Below are 16,014 nucleotides of genomic sequence, written 5' to 3' on the forward strand. Positions count from 1 at the left end.
AAAGTCTCGCCGCGAAGAAGGACCTCATCCTGAGGAGCTCGCCAAAGGCGAGCGTCTCGAAGGATGCGCCGCAGAGGGTCTACGCCGCGTATGTCGCCCGCAACTTCTTCGTTTCGAGCAGGGCCAGGACGCCATCCGCCGACACCGGCCGGCTGATGAGATAACCCTGAACTTCGTCGCAACCGATCTGGCGCAGATATTCGAGCTGGTCGGCGGTCTCGACGCCTTCCGCAACCACGCCGATGCGCAGGTCGCGCGCGAGCCCAATCACCGATTTCACGATCGCGGCGCAGTCCGGCTGCACCAGCATGTCGCGGATGAAGGATTGGTCGATCTTGATGCGGCTGAACGGCAGCTTGCGCAGGTAAGTCAGCGAGGAGAAGCCGGTGCCGAAATCGTCGAGTGCCACGGTGACGCCGAGCTCCAGCAGCGCATTCAGGACGGACGCGGCCGAGCCGTATTTCGACAGCAGCATCGATTCCGTGATCTCGATCTCGAGCCGGTGCGGCGCGACCTTTGCGTCCGCAAGCGCCTGCACGATGATCTGGAGGAGGCCGTTGTTGTGAAACTGCGCGGCCGAGAAATTCACGGCGACCCTGATCTCTTTGGGCCACTCGGCAACCATCGCGCAGGCGCGGCGGACGACCCATTCGCCGATCTCGTGGATCAAGCCGGTTTCCTCGGCGATGGGAATGAACTCGCTCGGCGGCACCAGCCCGCGCTGGGGATGCTGCCAGCGCAGCAGCGCCTCGAAGCCGGTGATGCGGTTGCCGCCGAGGTCGAGGAATGGCTGGAACACCAGGAACAGCTCGTCCCTGGCGATGGCGCCTTCCAGATCGGATTGCAGCGCCTTGCGGTCGCGGGACGAGCGGTCGTCCGCTTCCTCGAAGAAGCAGACCGTGCCCGGCCCGGCCTTCTTGGCGCGGTAGAGCGCGGCGTCGGCGTTCTTCATGACATCGAGCGGCGTATTGCCGTCACGCGGCGCCAGCACGATGCCGACGCTGGTCGCGCCGACGATCTGGCGGCCCTCGATCCGGAACGGTTCGTCGAAGGCCGCGACGAAGCGCTCGGCGATCTCGAGCGCATCCTCCGGCCGCACCAGATTGGCCATCACCAGCGCGAACTCGTCGCCGCCGATGCGTGCGACATGCTCGGCCGCGCGGGTGCAGCGTTGCAGGCGACTCGCGATCTCGACCAGAAACTCGTCGCCGGCGGGATGGCCGAACTTGTCGTTGACCTCCTTGAAACGATCGAGATCGAGCAGAAGCACCGCGAATTCCTCGCCGGAGAGGCTGAGCCGTTTCAAGGCGCCATCGAGCGTTTCGCTGAAGGCGACGCGATTGGGCAGATGGGTCAGCGGGTCCTGCCGCACCGAACGCTCGGCCTCGATCTGCCGCATCACGCGCCGTGCGAACGCGAATGAATTGACGAACACGCCGCGCAACAACACGCTTCCGTAGACCACGACGAGAAAGGCGATCAGCAGGAAGGCGAGGTCGCCGTTCCTGCCGAGGCAGATGGCGATCCCCAGGAAAATGGGCGCCGTGAATGCGATGGCCGCGATCGGGATCGTGGCGAATGCAAGCGCGCCGCCGGCCAGCATTCCCGAGCAGAGGCAGGTGATGACGAGCTGCCCGCCGGTCGAGGCGCCTGCAAAGAACGCGACCGGGACGATGCCCCAGGCGGCGCCGAGAAGAGCGGCATTGCGCACCAGCCGGTGCATGGCGCGGCGCGAGACGAATTGCGGCTTGGTGATGCGGCGCGCGGCGTGGGATTGCAGACCGAACGCGATCGCGGCGCCGGCCACTGTGAGGGCCCAGATCAGCGCGAACATCCGGTCGGGCGACTGCCACAGCGCGATCGCCAGCACGATGGCGTTGCAGGCATTGGCGAGCATGATGCCGACCGAATAGCCGAGCACCAGCGACATCTGTTCGGCGCGGATATGGCCGGTGACGGCTTCGTCGGTTGCGGGACCGCCAAAGGCCGACAGATCGCCGGCGAACAGCCGCGCGAAATAGCTGGTCGTTTGAGTCCGCATTCCAGAGCCCAGCAGCACGAGCCGCTTGTCCGGCCCGGTCCGGAGAATTCGCTGCAAACCTTTGACGAACTATGAATGATCCGAGCTTGTGACGATTGCTGTGACCACTTCTGCGTGTTCGTGACGTCGTATCGATAACAAATCGATACAAATGCCTGGCGCTGGCGTTACCGCGGTCGCGGACTTGGGGTGAAGCTCCTGGACCGGAATGAACGGATGATAATCGCCTGTTTGGCGTCACAGCTTGTTTCTGTTCTTGCTCGCTCCCCTCAATTTCGGAGTGTCCGGCGTCGATTTCGCCCAATCGGCCATTTGAAGGCAGGTAAGCAGGTCAACATAGCTGTCACTGCCGCCAGCCGTTGCTTCGCCTTCGCATCGGTCTCGAAGGCTGCCGGAATTCGTGAGCCATACGGAATGAAGCTGTTGCAGGGCAGAATTTTCGTCGCGCATACAGTCGTCGTAGGACTGCGGCAGATCCAGCGCCATCGCCTTGTCAGTGGCTACGGTCGCCTTGCAGGTCGCTTCGACATTGAGTTGGGGCACGCGTTCGCTGACTGGAATCGCTGTTTGGCCGCCCATCATCGCGAAGGCTAGAAATAGAATCTTCATGCAGAACTCCCCCTGGCGAGATCTTACTGAAGTCGATTTATCAGACGACGGGCGAGCTTGTGTCCTATTGATCTGAATCAAGAGGACGAAGGAGCTTGTCTCTCCGACGAGAGCGCCACGGACACGGGCGCAATATGGAAGCTGGTATCCTTCAACCGCGCGGCGGACCGGAAGAGATTCTTGCGCTCCGGTTCTTCCTCACACCACCCGGCACTCCGAACAGCCAGGCCGCACCTTCAATTCCAAGAATGTGAGCCAAGTCGCAGTGCGGCAAATGTTGCACGTTCTCTGGCGCGCCTACGCCGGCCCACGCACGCTTGACACAGATCAAGAGAACTGACCGACTTTGCGAGATCAAGGGATTTTGGGGTTTACGCCAACGGAGTTTATTTCCATGGACATCACCCGTCGCAATGTAACGACTGGAGGTATGAGCCTGCTCGCCGGCGCCTCCACGGCCACGTCAACTCGTGCCGAGCATGGTGAATTCTTCGGCATCGGCGACGGACTTGAGGAGTTCGCACTCGCCACAGACGCTTATATCTTCGGCTACCCTTTGGTGACGATGGAGATGACGCGGAGAATCATCACCAACGTCGCGACGCCGGTCGGGACGCGGGCGCCGATGGGCCAGATCATCAAGCTGCGCAAATATCCCGACGCGTCCTTCCGCGACGTGACGGCGCCGAATGCGGACACGCTTTACACGACTGCGTTTTTCGATGTGGGCAAGGAGCCGTGGGTGCTCAGCATCCCCGACATGAAAGACCGTTACGCGCTGTTTCCGATGCTGGACGGCTGGACCACGGTGTTCCAGGTTCCGGGCAAGCGGACCACAGGCACCGGCGCGCAAACCTGCGCGATCACAGGCCCTGGCTGGAAAGGCGAATTGCCGGCGGGCGCCACGGAGTACAAATCGCCTACAAGCATCGTTTGGCTGCTTGGCCGTATCTATTGCACCGGAACGCCGGAGGATTACGCGGAGGTCCACAAACTCCAGGACGAATTCAAGCTGGCGCCGCTGAGCGCCTACGGCAAACCGTACACGCCGCCGGCGGGCACGGTTGATCAATCGCTCGACATGAAGACGGCGGTGCGCGAGCAGGTCAACCGCATGGGCGCGGTGGCCTATTTCACACTGCTCTGCGAACTGATGAAGAGCAATCCGCCTACGACCGCGGATGCACCGCAAATCGCCAAATTCGCCCGGATTGGCATCGTACCGGGCCAGGACTTCGACGCGAGCAAGCTCAAGGCGGATTTCGTCAAGCGCGTGCCCGAGGTCGGCTTTGATCGGATCATGCTCCAGTTCAAGGTCAACAAGGACGTCAAGGACGAGAATGGCTGGGCCTTCACGACCAAAACCGGCATCTACGGTACCGACTACCTGATGCGGGCGCTCGTCACCGCCATTGGACTCGGCGCCAACCGGCCGCAGGATGCCGTCTATCCGACTTCGCAGAAAGACGCGGAAGACCGGAAATACAGCGGCGCGCATAAATACGTCATGCACTTTGCCAAGGGCCAGCTTCCGCCGGCGCTCGGCTTCTGGTCGGTGACGATGTACAACGGCGAGTATTTCTTCGTGGCCAATCCGATCGACCGCTATTCGATCAGCGCGCGACAAAATCTGAAATCCAATCCGGACGGCTCGACCGATCTCTACATTCAGAATGAATCCCCGGGCAAGGACAAGGAGTCCAACTGGCTCCCGGCGCCCTCCGGCGACTTCGTTCTGATGATGCGGCTGTACTGGCCGAGCGAAAAGGCTCCCTCCATCATCGATGACTCCTGGAAACTTCCGCCGGCGAGGAAGGTGAGCTGAGGCACTAGCGCAAATAGGTCGAATTGTTCGCCAGCAATTTGGGGCAGACAAATGATGCGCGCCACGTCCAGGCAGACATGTCAGCTCTGGCTCATCCTCTTGAGTTTCGGCGCTGCTATGGCGCCACTCGGTTGCGTGTCCGATGCGGCATACGCGGATGAAAGTGGTGTTTCGTACTGGCTCCCCGGCCGCTTCAGTAGCCTCGCGGCAGCCCCCGCGGTGCCGGGCTGGTCCATGGCGGAGGTATACTATCACACGTCCATATCGGCGTTCGGGGCCACAGCTGCGGCCAGAGAAATTCGGTTGGGCGGAATTCCAAGGACAGTGAACGTCAGTCTGGATCTACATCTCAATGCGCAGGCCGATCTCCTGCTGCTCAATCCGACTTACACGTTCGCGACGCCGCTGCTGGGCGGACAATTCGCCATCGGCGTGACGGGCCTGTTCGGGCGATCGAGCGCCGGCCTCAATGGGACGCTGATGGCGGGCATCGGACCGTTCGGGGCAACCCGCTCGGGGAGCATCGGCGACTCCATCACTTCCATCGGTGACCTCTATCCCCAGGCGACACTGAAGTGGAATACAGGCGTTCACAACTTCATGACTTATGTGACGGGCGACATTCCAGTCGGCGCCTACGATCCAAACCGCCTTGCCAATCTCGGCATTGGCCGCGGCGCTATCGATGGCGGCGGCGGTTACACCTACTTCAATCCGCAAGCAGGGCACGAATTTTCCGCCGTCGTGGGACTTACCTACAATTTCAAGAACAACGACACCCAATATCAGAACGGCATTGATTTTCACTTCGATTGGGGCGCTTCCCAGTTTCTCTCGAAGCAGGTCTTTGTCGGGCTGGTGGGATATGCCTATCAGCAGATCACCGACGATGCCGGACAACACCCGATCCTCGGTGGCTTCCGGTCACGCGTCCTCGGCGTAGGCCCTCAGGTCGGCTTTCTGTTTCCTGTTCGAGACATGCAGGGGTACCTCAATCTGAAGGGATACGGTGAATTCGCTGCCGCGAACCGGCCGGCGGGCTGGAATACCTGGCTGACGTTTTCGATTTGACCAACGGCACCCACCAGCACGATAACGCCGACGCGGCCAATCGCAACGAAATAGGCGTCGATAGGTGACGGCGACGCTGGTGCGGCCGCAAGACCTCGGTAGATGGCTCAGCGTCCCAATTGCTTCGGATCGTAATAGAACCGTTCTTCGATCAGCTTGTCGTCCCGCCAGGTCTGCCATGCGATCTCATCCAACGTTCGGATGATGCCTTCGGCGTTGGTGAATCTGAAGGTCCAGCGCGTGGCGACATGGTCGCCTTCGATCAGGCTCGGCCCGATGCGCACTGCCTTGACCTCCTTGAAGGCTGCCAGCACGCCGCGCTCCTTGGCCGCGAGCTTGTCGCGTCCGACGAGGGGTTCGGCCTGGTTTTCACAGGTGGCAGCGTTCGGCGTGCAGTAGTCGAGGATCGCCCCGACGAAATCCCCGTCCTCCAATCGTTTGGCAAAAGCTTCGACGACATCACGGCTCGGCATGGCGCACCTCACGAGTAAAACCGACTAATAGTCGGTAAATACCGACCGACGGTCGAAAAGTCAACTGGCTGTCCTCGTCCGTTTCGACTACAGCAGACCCATGGCCAAACAGGCGGAGCGGCGCGCAGCGACATCGGAGGCGATCCTGACGGCGGCGCGCCGCCTGTTCGGGACGCAAGGCTTTGCCGCGACGACGATGGACGAGATCGCCGAAGCCGCCCACGTCGCCAAGGGCGCGGTCTATCATCACTTCAAGACCAAGGAGGCGGTGTTCGAAGCGGTGTTCGACCAGGTCTCGCGCGATCTCGTCGCCGAGATCGACAGCACGGCCCGTGCCGAGAAGGACGTGCTCGCCGCGATGGTCGCAGGCACCCAGCATTATTTCGCCGCGACCGCCAAGGGCCCGACCAGCCAGATCATCCTGCGCGACGGCCCGGCCGTGCTCGGCTGGGAGCGCTGGCGCGAGATCGACGCCAAACATTTCGGCGGCAAGCTGCCGCGCGCGATTGCGGCGGCGATGGAGGCCGGCCTGATCGCGCGGCAGCCGGTCGAGCCGCTGGCCCGGCTGCTGCTGGGCGCGGTGACGGAGGCCGCGGTCGCCTGCGCCGGACGCGCCGATATCGCAAGGGCGGGCGCGGAATACGCCCGTGCATTCAGGTCGCTGGTCGAGGCGCTGCGCGTCGCTGCATGATCGTGCTAAGTGATGATTGGAAACGCCCACACCAAACAAAAAGAACAGTAGCGCATGAACGCAACTTCCTCCCTGACGCCCTCCGACCCTGAATTCGACTACGTCATTGTCGGCGCCGGCTCCGCCGGCTGCGTACTCGCCAACCGGCTATCTGCCAACGGCAAGCACAGCGTGCTGCTGCTCGAGGCAGGCCCGAAGGATTCCAACATCTGGATCCACGTGCCGCTCGGCTACGGCAAGCTGTTCAAGGAAAAGACCGTCAACTGGATGTACCAGACCGAGCCCGAGCCCGAGCTGAAGGGCCGGCAGGTGTTCCAGCCGCGCGGCAAGACGCTGGGCGGATCGAGCTCGATCAACGGTCTCCTCTATGTCCGCGGCCAGCACGAGGATTACGACAGATGGCGTCAGCGCGGCAACGCCGGCTGGGGCTATGACGACGTGCTGCCCTATTTCAAGAAGGCCGAGAACCAGTCGCGCGGCGCCGATCAATATCACGGCAGCGGCGGCCCGTTGTCGGTGTCCAACATGGTCGTGACGGACCCGCTGTCGAAGGCATTCATCGATGCCGCGGTCGAGACCGGTCTGCCCTACAATCCTGATTTCAATGGCGCCACCCAGGAAGGCGTCGGCCTGTTCCAGACCACGACCCGTAACGGCCGCCGCGCCTCGACGGCGGTGGCCTATCTCGGCCCCGCCAAGGCCCGCGGCAATCTCAAGATCGAAACTGGTGCGCTCGGCCAGCGCGTGCTGTTCGAGGGCCGCCGTGCGGTCGGTGTTGAATACCGTCAGGGCGCCAATTTGCGCCGCGCCCGCGCGCGCAAGGAGGTCGTGCTGTCGAGCGGCGCCTACAACTCGCCGCAACTGCTCCAGCTCTCCGGGGTCGGACCCGGCGACCTCCTGCGCAAGCACGGCATCGATGTCGTGCTGGACGCGCCGGGCGTCGGGCACGATCTCCAGGACCACATGCAGGTCCGCATCGTCATGCGCTGCTCGCAGAAGATCACGCTGAACGACACCGTCAATCATCCGCTCCGCCGCACGATGGCCGGCGCGCGCTATGCGCTGTTCCGCAAGGGGTGGCTGACGATTGCGGCCGGCACGGCGGGCGCCTTCTTCAAGACCAGTCCGCGGCTGGCCTCGCCGGACATCCAGGTCCACTTCCTGCCGTTCTCGACCGACAAGATGGGCGAGAAGCTGCATGATTTCTCCGGCTTCACGGCGTCGGTATGCCAACTGCGTCCCGAAAGCCGCGGGTCCTTGCGCATCAAAAGCGCCGACCCGACAGTGCCGCCGGAGATCCGCATCAACTACATGTCGACCGAGACCGACCGCACCACCAACGTGGAAGGTCTGAAGATCCTGCGCAAGATATTGCATGCACCGGCGCTGAAGCCGTTCGTGGTCGACGAATACGATCCCGGAGCGAAGGTCGCCACGGATGCCGAGCTGTTGGATTATTGCCGTGAGCGAGGCAGCACCATCTACCATCCGACCTCGACTTGTCGTATGGGCAATGATGCGCTCGCGGTGGTCGATCAGCGGCTGAAGGTGAGGGGCCTGGAAGGCCTTCGAATCGTCGACGGCTCGATCATGCCCGATCTGGTATCGGGGAACACCAACGCGCCGATCATCATGATCGCCGAAAAGGCCTCCGACATGATATTGGAGGATGCGCGGTAAATCCGCGCACGGAAAGGGACCAGGGCTTGGCTAAGCGATTCAAGATCGGCACGCGCAAGAGCGCGATGGCGCTGGCACAGACGGAAGAGATCGCGCGCCGCCTGACCGCTGCCATGCCCGATCTCGACGTCGAGATCGTCAAGTTCGACACCACGGGCGATCTCGACCAGACCAGCAAGCTGCTGCCCCATGGCGGCAAGGGCGGTGCCTTCGTGGCGCAGATCCGCGCCGCCGTGCTGTCGGGCGAACTCCAGGCGGCGATGCATTCGCTCAAGGACATGCCCGGCAACGAAGACACGCCCGGCCTCGTGATCGGCGCCACGCTCTCGCGCGATCCTCCCAACGATGCGCTGGTGCTGCGTGACGGCGTGACGCTGGAGGCGCTGCGCCAATCACGTGGCAAGGGTTTCAAGATCGGCACCAACGCCGTCCGCCGCGCCGCCTATGCGCGGCGATTGTTTCCCGACGTCGAGATCATCCACTTCCGCGGCGCCGCCGACACGCGGGTGCGAAAACTCGACAATGCCGAGAAGCAGCGCCTGCCGGATGGCGGCGCGGTGGGGCCTGCGGATGCGCTCATCATGGCGCGGTCCGGCCTCGACCGCGTCGGCCTGTCACAGCGCATCGCCTACGAGTTTACCGCAGCGGAAATGCTCCCGGCAGCGGGGCAGGGCATCGTCGCCGTCGAATGCGCGGCACAGGACTGGCAGACGCGTCGCATCCTCGCATCGATCGACGATCCCTCCGCGCACGCCTGCGCCGATGCCGAGCGCGAGGTGCTGTGGGTGCTGAACGGCCATTGCAATTCGCCGGTGGCGGGCTTTTCGACCATCGCCGGCGATCAGATGTCGCTCACCGCGTCCGTGCTCGATCTCTCCGGCAACACCATCATCGAAGCCTTGCGTTCGGGCCCCGCCAATCGTCCCCGCGAACTCGGCCGTGCGGTGGGACTGGATCTGCTGGCCAAGGGCGCCGCCGAGATCATCGAGCGCAGCCGGCCGCGGTAAGTCGGCCGCGTGGCTTGGCATGGGTGCGATGATGACATCATGCGCCTGTTTTGCCCGACGGGTCAAATGTTGGCGCGATCTGATGCGATGACGGCGCGCCTGATTTCCGTCCGCCCTAAGTCATTGATCGGGCGTGATCTCTCTACTGTGCATGGGGTTGTTTTCGCGTTTTTTGTTTTTCCGCGCTCCCAGGCACAAAATAAATCAGCCCCGAACCCGCTTCAGCATCTGCTCGACATGGGCGATCGGCGTTTCCGGCTGGATGCCGTGGCCGAGATTGAAGATGAACCGCCCTTGCGCGAAATTCGCTAGCGTGTTGTCGACCGCGCGGTCGAGCGCGGCGCCGCCCGTGATCAGCACCAGCGGATCGAGATTGCCCTGAACCGCAACCTTGCTCTGCACACGCTCGCGGATGAAGGCCGGCTCCGCGGTCCAGTCGATGCTGACCGCGTTGACACCGGTCGCCTCGACGAAACCGGGCAATTGCGCACCGGCACCGCGCGGAAAGCCGATGATCTTGGCGTCCGGCACCTTGGCGCGCACGCCATCGACGATGCGCCGCGTCGGCTCGACCGACCAGCGCGCAAATTCGGCGGGCGGCAGCACGCCGGCCCAGGTGTCGAAGATCTGCAAGGCGTTGGCGCCGGCGGCAAGCTGGGTCAGCAGATATTCAATCGAGTTCTCGACCAGCACGTCGATGATCTCTGCGAACGCCTCCGGATGCCGGTAGGCCATCATCCGCGCCGGCGCCTGGTCGGGCGTACCCTGGCCGGCAACCATGTAGGTCGCCACCGTCCACGGAGCGCCGCAGAAGCCGATCAGCGCGATCTTGGGATCGAGCGCACCGCGCACGATCTTGAGGGCCTCGAAGACCGGTGCGAGCTTGCCGAAATCGGCGTGCTTCGCCAGCGTCGCGACCTTGGCGGGATCATCCAGCGGCTCGAGCCGCGGACCTTCGCCGACCTCGAAGCGCACGGAACGTCCGAGCGCATAGGGGATCACCAGGATGTCGGAGAAGATGATCGCCGCATCGAAGCCGAACCTCCGGATCGGTTGCAGCGTCACCTCGGCGGCAAGCTCGGGGTTGAAGCAGAGATCGAGGAAGCCGCCGGCCTTGGCGCGCACCTCGCGATATTCCGGCAGGTAACGGCCGGCCTGCCGCATCATCCAGACCGGCGGAATGACCTGCCGCTGGCCGGAGAGGACGTCGATGAAGGGTTTTGTCGCAGATTGGGGCACGAACGGTCCTGAGATGGTTACGGCTCCTGATACACCGCCGTGGCCCTGAGCGGAACAGGGGAACCAAGCGCAATTGGGCCGCGTTGACCAGCCAACGGAGGACGAGACCATGGCTGAGACATTCAACCCCGCGCCGCATGACAAGCACGCCGACGATCTGCACGAAGCGCTCGCCGCCGACCGCCACGCCAAGCTCGACGCTGGCCTGAAGGATACCTTCCCCGCTTCCGATCCCGTGAGCGCCGCCCAGCCAACGCCCTCGAAGGCCGATGCGGAGGCCGACAATCCCTCGCTCTGGGACAAGGTTAAGGCCATCTTCAGCTAACCGCGGGTGCGCCGGATTCCGATAGGTTTGCTAAAGCCTTGTTAGCGATGCGCTGATTCCGGCGTCCGTACGACTACGGGAAACCGGGGACATCGTTGCATATTTCTCCCGGCCTTTCAGGTTTCACTAACAGAAGCAGCAGAGTTTCCGATCTTCGGAGAATTCTGCCGCATGAGTGCTGTGACCAAAAGAGCCGGATGGAGCCGCCTGCCGCTGCGGGCGGCTGCGTTCGTCGCGCTGACCTGCGTGGCCATCCTCGGCGTCAGCGGCTGGCGGGAATGGGCGGCCCGCGACGCGGTGCTCAAGAGCGCCGAGGCAGAGATGGCGAATGTTGCGCGCTCGTTGACGCAGCATGCCGAGGACAGCCTCGATCTGCTGGATTCAGGCGTCGTCGGCGTCGTCAGCCGGCTGGAGATGGACGGCACCGAGCCGGCCACGATCGCCAAGCTTCGAACCCTGCTGGAGGCGCGCAAGAAGGCGATAGAGCGCATCCACAACCTCGCCATCATCGACGACCACGGCAACTGGTTGACCTCGCCCGGCACGATCGGCTCGACGCTCAACGACGACGCGTTCTTCCGTTATCACCAGCTCTCGCCGAAACGGGAGCCCCATGTCGGCCGGCCCGTGAAGAGCCTGCTCGACGGCGAGTGGGTCGTCACCCTGTCGCGCCGTTTCAACAAGCCGGACGGCAGCTTCGGCGGCGTGGTGCTCGCGACCATCAGCTCGGGATATCTCTCGCATTTCTACGAACAGTTCGAGATCGGCCGCAACAGCTCGGTGGCGTTGACACACGGCGACGGCCTGATCATCGCGCGCTACCCGAGCAATGAGAAATTCATCGGCCGCAGCGTTGCCAATACGCCGCTGTTCCGCGACGCCGCCCTGCAGCGGCCGGGTGGCGTCTATCATTTCAAGTCGCCGCTCGACGGCGCCGAACGCGTCAGCTTCTTCAAGCGCTCTGGCCGTTATCCGCTGATCCTGCTTGCAACCGTCGACAAGGACGAACTGCTGGCGCCTTGGCGTGCTGCGGCGATCTCTCGCATGCTCTACGTGCTCGCGCTGGTCATGCTGCTCGCGATCATCGGTGCTGTGCTGGTGCGGCAGTTGCAGCGGGGCCAGAGTATGGCGGCCGCGCTGGTCGAGAAGGAAGCGCATTTCCGACTGCTTGCCGAAGGCTCCAGCGACATGGTGACGCGTATCGGGCTCGACGAGCGGCTGCGCTATGTCTCGCCGTCGTCGATTGGCGTCGTCGGCTGGCGCGCCAATCAGCTGATCGGTACCCTCGCGCTCGCCGGCGTTCACGCCGACGACCGGCCGCAGGTCCAGGCTCTCGTCGATGCCATGAAGCGCGGCGAGAAGGAGGAGGTGCGCGTCACCTATCGCAACGCGCACCGGCAGAATGCCGAAGTCTGGCTCGAATCGACCATGCGGGTGACCCGCAAGGAGAATGGCAGCGTCGACGGCGTGGTCGCGATCTCGCGCGACATCACCGAGCAGAAGAAGCTCGAGACCCGGCTCGAAACGCTCGCGATCGAGGACAGCCTCACCGGGCTTGCCAATCGCCGCCGCTTCGATGAACGATTGAAGGAGGAGTGGGCGCGTGCCTATCGCGAGCGCTCCAGCCTCTCTTTGCTGATGATCGACGTCGATCACTTCAAGTCGTACAACGACGAATACGGCCATCCCGCGGGCGATGCCTGCCTCCGGCAGGTGGCGCAGATCATCGCCGCCGAGATGCATCGTTCCGGCGATCTGGCGGCGCGTTACGGCGGTGAGGAGTTCGCCATGCTGCTGCCGAACACCGACGCTGCCGGCTGCGCCCTGATCGGCGACCGGATCCGACGGGCGATCCGCGATGCGGGCCTCGTCCACACCAGCAACCATGCGGCCGGCTGCGTGACCGCTTCGCTCGGCGGTGCTGCGTGCCGGCCGGCGCTGGAGCGCACGGCCGGCGTGGTCTCGCTGATCGAGGCCGCCGACCAGGCGCTCTATGCCGCCAAGGAGGCCGGGCGCAACCGGCTGATGATGTCGGGCGAGGTGAGCAACCTCCTGCTCAAGGCGTCCGGTCAGTAGCCTCAATAATGCGGGGGGCGCTCATTGGCGGCTCCCGGCGCATTCGCCTCGGCCTCCTGCAGCCGCTCGCCGAGCTCTGCGATTCTCCGCGTCAGCGCGTCGATCTGCTTCCACTGCGCGGTGATGGTCTGGTTCAGCGTCTCGATCGCGTCGTCCTGATAGGCGAGGCGGGTCTCCAGCGTGTCGATGCGCTCGCCGAGCGTCTTGATCTCATTCGTCACGTGCCGCGTCCTTGTCCCGTTCTCGCGAGCCAGGTTCTCGTAATCCAAATTCTTGCAAACCATGGCCGAGCGCGACGCGCTCGTCGAACACGAAGCATTCGCCGCGCCAGCGACTCTGAGCCTCGGGCACCTCTTCCAGATATTTGAGAATGCCGCCCTTGAGGTGATAGACCTCGGCAAAGCCGCGCGCGAGCAGGTGCGCGCTCGCCTTCTCGCACCGGATGCCGCCGGTACAGAACATCGCGATTTTGCGGTGTTTGGCGGAATCGAGCTGGTCGGCCGCAAAATCCTTGAACTGACCAAAACTCCTGATGCCTGGATCGAGCGCGCCCTCGAACGTTCCCATCGCCACCTCGAAGGCGTTCCTGGTGTCGAGCACCAGCGTGTCGGGCGCCGCGATGAGCGCGTTCCATTCGGCCGCATCGACATAGATACCGACCTGCCGCGTCGGATCGGCGGCTTCGTCGCCGAGCGTGACGATCTCCTTCTTCAGCCGCACCTTGAGCCGGCCGAATGGCATCGTCTCGGCGGTCGAGAACTTCAGTTCGAGATTGTTCAACCTACCGCCGAACATATCGCCGTGCGCGAGCTCATGGGCGAGCGCGTCGATCGCCTCGCCCGGGCCCGCGACCGTGCCGTTGATGCCCTCCTGCGCGAGCAGCACGCTGCCCTTCAGCGCCAGGCCGGCGCAGAACGCGCGCAGCGGCTCGCGCAGCTCGCGGTAATCGGGCAGGGCGGCGAATTGGTAGAAGGCGGCGACCTTGTAAATCATGGCGCCCGTTTAGCAGGCGCAGCCCGCCCGGAAAACCCGCAAGGAGCAGCTCTATTCCCAACGGATGGCAGCCATTTCCCTGGCATGCCAGCATTGCCCCGGCGGGCCGGAATGTGTCATGTAGGCCCGGCTTTTTCCGAAACGACACGCCATCCGCGCCAGACGCCAATGAGAGCAAGAATTCGATGAGAAACTTCCATTTCCCCGGCAGGTCCACGGTCCACGCCACCAACGCGATGGTGGCGACCTCGCATCCGCAGGCGTCGCTCGCCGCGATCGAGGTGCTGCGCGAGGGCGGCACGGCGGTGGACGCGGCCGTCGCGGGCTCGGCCATTCTCGGGGTGATCGAGCCGCAATCGACCGGCATCGGCGGCGACTGCTTTGCGCTGATCCAGCCGCGCGGCGAGGGCAAGATCATCGCCTATAACGGCTCCGGCCGCGCCCCGAAGGCGGCGAACGCCGACTGGTATCTCGAACGCAAGATCAACTCCGTGCCGCTGACCTCCGCGCATGCGGTCTCGATCCCCGGCGTGATCGACGCCTTTGCGACCGTTTTGCGCGATCACGGCAAGTTCGGCTTCGACCGGCTGCTTCAGCCCGCGATCAAGGCCGCCGAGGAAGGCTACGTCGTTGCCCCCCGCATCGCCTTCGACTGGAAGAACCAGTTCGAGAAGCTGAAGGCCGGCACCAACACGGAGCGCTATCTGCTGCCGGACGGCAAGCCGCCGGTGGCCGGCGACGTCATTCGCCAGGCCGAGCTCGGCAAGACGCTGCGGGCGATCGCCAAGGACGGCCGCGACGCCTTCTACAAGGGCCCGATCGCGGAAGACATGGTGGAGACCCTGCGCGGAATCGGCGGCCTGCACACGCTCGACGATTTCGCCGCGCATACCACCGAGACGACGACGCCGATCGGCACCATGTACAAGGGCTATGACGTCTGGCAGTGCCCGCCGAACGGACCCGGCCTCACCATGCTGCTGATGTTGAACATCCTGTCGCGGTTCGACCTGACGAAATACGCGCCGCTCAGCGTCGAGCGTTTCCACCTCGAAGCCGAGGCCGCGCGCATCGCCTACATGCATCGCGAGCTGCATGTCGCCGATCCCGAGCATATGCAGGTCGAGGTCGCCAGGATCCTCGCCAAGGAATACTGCAACGAGCACATCGACAAGATCCGCATGGACGGCATGCTCGACCTGCCGAACGTCGCGCCACCGATGAACCCCTCGACCATCTACATCACCGTCGTGGACAAGGACCGCAACGTCTGCTCGTTCATCAACTCGGTCGCGCATTCCTTCGGCTCGGCGATCGTCTCGAACAAGACCGGCGTTTTGCTCCAGAACCGCGCCGGTGGCTTCCGCATTCAGCCCGGCCACCCCAATTGCATCGCCGGCGGCAAGCGTCCGCTGCACACGATCATGCCGAGCCTGCTCACCAAGGGCGGGCGTTCCGTGATGCCGTTTGCGGTGATGGGCGGACAGTATCAGCCGGTTGGCCAGACTCATGTGGTGACCAACATTCTCGATTACGGCTGCGACGTGCAGGAGGCGATCGATATGCCGCGCGGCCTGCATTACGAAGGCCAGTACCAGCTCGAGGACAGCGTGCCGGCCGATATCGTCGAAGGCCTGAAGAAGCTCGGTCACAAGACCGCCAGCGTCGTCGGTCCGCTCGGCGGCGCGCAGGCGATCTGGATCGACTGGGACAAGGGCACGCTCACCGGCGGTTCCGATCCGCGCAAGGACGGTTGCGCGCTGGGATACTGATCGCCGCGTGCGGGGTTCCCCGCGCAAGATCAGGAAAAGTTGACGAAGGGCGGCGCGGCATTTGCTGCGTCGCCCTTTGTCGTTCGGAACGGAGTTCATTGCTTCAGGTTAAGGGCCGATGAGCGGTGCCGGCGTGCGCTGCTTGCTCGAAGCGGCGGAGGCCCTCCATGTCCGAAAAGCCAGGTTCCGGACCATCCGGATTCGATCGGCGC

Annotated in this window: 14 protein-coding genes; 8 read left to right on the plus strand and 6 right to left on the minus strand. The window is 63.8% G+C overall.

Going from position 1 to position 16,014, the window contains the following annotated elements; all coding sequences use genetic code 11:
• Positions 1–79 precede the first annotated feature (79 nt).
• Entirely contained in the window at positions 80–2,041 is a 1,962-nt protein-coding gene (locus tag BRA471DRAFT_RS10445; protein WP_035974857.1) for a bifunctional diguanylate cyclase/phosphodiesterase, read from the minus strand.
• 237 nt (positions 2,042–2,278) lie between these two features.
• Positions 2,279–2,650: a hypothetical protein gene (locus tag BRA471DRAFT_RS10450; protein WP_007606898.1), complete on the minus strand. Its 372-nt coding sequence runs from the start codon at positions 2,648–2,650 to the stop codon at positions 2,279–2,281.
• A 394-nt stretch (positions 2,651–3,044) separates the two neighbouring features.
• Between BRA471DRAFT_RS10450 and BRA471DRAFT_RS10455 the strand changes: the two genes are divergently transcribed.
• Entirely contained in the window at positions 3,045–4,475 is a 1,431-nt protein-coding gene (locus tag BRA471DRAFT_RS10455; protein ID WP_007606899.1) for a DUF1254 domain-containing protein, read from the plus strand.
• 51 nt (positions 4,476–4,526) lie between these two features.
• Positions 4,527–5,546: a transporter gene (locus tag BRA471DRAFT_RS10460; protein ID WP_007606901.1), complete on the plus strand. Its 1,020-nt coding sequence runs from the start codon at positions 4,527–4,529 to the stop codon at positions 5,544–5,546.
• 107 nt (positions 5,547–5,653) lie between these two features.
• Here the strand turns inward: BRA471DRAFT_RS10460 and BRA471DRAFT_RS10465 are convergent, their stop codons facing one another.
• Positions 5,654–6,019, minus strand: a complete 366-nt coding sequence (locus BRA471DRAFT_RS10465) for a nuclear transport factor 2 family protein (RefSeq protein ID WP_007606904.1) — start codon at positions 6,017–6,019, stop codon at positions 5,654–5,656.
• Between the two features lie 100 nt (positions 6,020–6,119).
• Between BRA471DRAFT_RS10465 and BRA471DRAFT_RS10470 the strand changes: the two genes are divergently transcribed.
• The 3 genes from BRA471DRAFT_RS10470 to hemC are packed head-to-tail and all read left to right on the plus strand — an operon-like array spanning position 6,120 to position 9,397.
• Positions 6,120–6,710 (plus strand): TetR/AcrR family transcriptional regulator, encoded by a 591-nt coding sequence (locus BRA471DRAFT_RS10470; RefSeq protein ID WP_007606906.1) that lies wholly within the window; start codon positions 6,120–6,122, stop codon positions 6,708–6,710.
• 54 nt (positions 6,711–6,764) lie between these two features.
• Positions 6,765–8,390, plus strand: a complete 1,626-nt coding sequence (locus tag BRA471DRAFT_RS10475; protein ID WP_007606907.1) for a GMC family oxidoreductase — start codon at positions 6,765–6,767, stop codon at positions 8,388–8,390.
• A gap of 26 nt (positions 8,391–8,416) precedes the next feature.
• On the plus strand, positions 8,417–9,397 hold the full coding sequence (gene hemC / locus BRA471DRAFT_RS10480) for a hydroxymethylbilane synthase (RefSeq protein WP_007606908.1): 981 nt from the start codon (positions 8,417–8,419) through the stop codon (positions 9,395–9,397).
• A gap of 204 nt (positions 9,398–9,601) precedes the next feature.
• On the opposite strand, the gene hemE is transcribed toward hemC, so the two are convergent.
• On the minus strand, positions 9,602–10,636 hold the full coding sequence (hemE, locus tag BRA471DRAFT_RS10485) for a uroporphyrinogen decarboxylase (protein WP_007606909.1): 1,035 nt from the start codon (positions 10,634–10,636) through the stop codon (positions 9,602–9,604).
• Between the two features lie 109 nt (positions 10,637–10,745).
• Here hemE and BRA471DRAFT_RS10490 point away from each other — a divergent pair, with 109 nt between their 5' ends.
• Entirely contained in the window at positions 10,746–10,961 is a 216-nt protein-coding gene (locus tag BRA471DRAFT_RS10490) for a hypothetical protein (RefSeq protein ID WP_007595236.1), read from the plus strand.
• Positions 10,962–11,132: 171 nt separating this feature from the next.
• Complete coding sequence (locus tag BRA471DRAFT_RS10495; RefSeq protein WP_007606910.1) at positions 11,133–13,037, plus strand: diguanylate cyclase; 1,905 nt, start codon at positions 11,133–11,135, stop codon at positions 13,035–13,037.
• Positions 13,038–13,039: 2 nt separating this feature from the next.
• Here BRA471DRAFT_RS10495 and BRA471DRAFT_RS10500 read toward each other — a convergent pair whose 3' ends face one another.
• Positions 13,040–13,258, minus strand: coding sequence for a SlyX family protein (locus BRA471DRAFT_RS10500; protein WP_007606917.1), 219 nt, complete (start codon positions 13,256–13,258; stop codon positions 13,040–13,042).
• Positions 13,248–14,030 carry a rhodanese-related sulfurtransferase gene (locus tag BRA471DRAFT_RS10505; RefSeq protein ID WP_007606918.1) on the minus strand — a complete coding sequence of 261 codons (783 nt, stop codon included), beginning with the start codon at positions 14,028–14,030 and terminating at the stop codon, positions 13,248–13,250. Before BRA471DRAFT_RS10505 ends, BRA471DRAFT_RS10500 begins: the two co-directional genes overlap by 11 nt.
• 185 nt (positions 14,031–14,215) lie before the next feature.
• Between BRA471DRAFT_RS10505 and ggt the strand changes: the two genes are divergently transcribed.
• Complete coding sequence (gene ggt, locus BRA471DRAFT_RS10510) at positions 14,216–15,802, plus strand: gamma-glutamyltransferase (protein ID WP_007606921.1); 1,587 nt, start codon at positions 14,216–14,218, stop codon at positions 15,800–15,802.
• The last annotated feature ends 212 nt before the right edge of the window (positions 15,803–16,014 follow it).

Source organism: Bradyrhizobium sp. WSM471 (genome assembly GCF_000244915.1).
Taxonomy (GTDB): Bacteria; Pseudomonadota; Alphaproteobacteria; order Rhizobiales; family Xanthobacteraceae; genus Bradyrhizobium.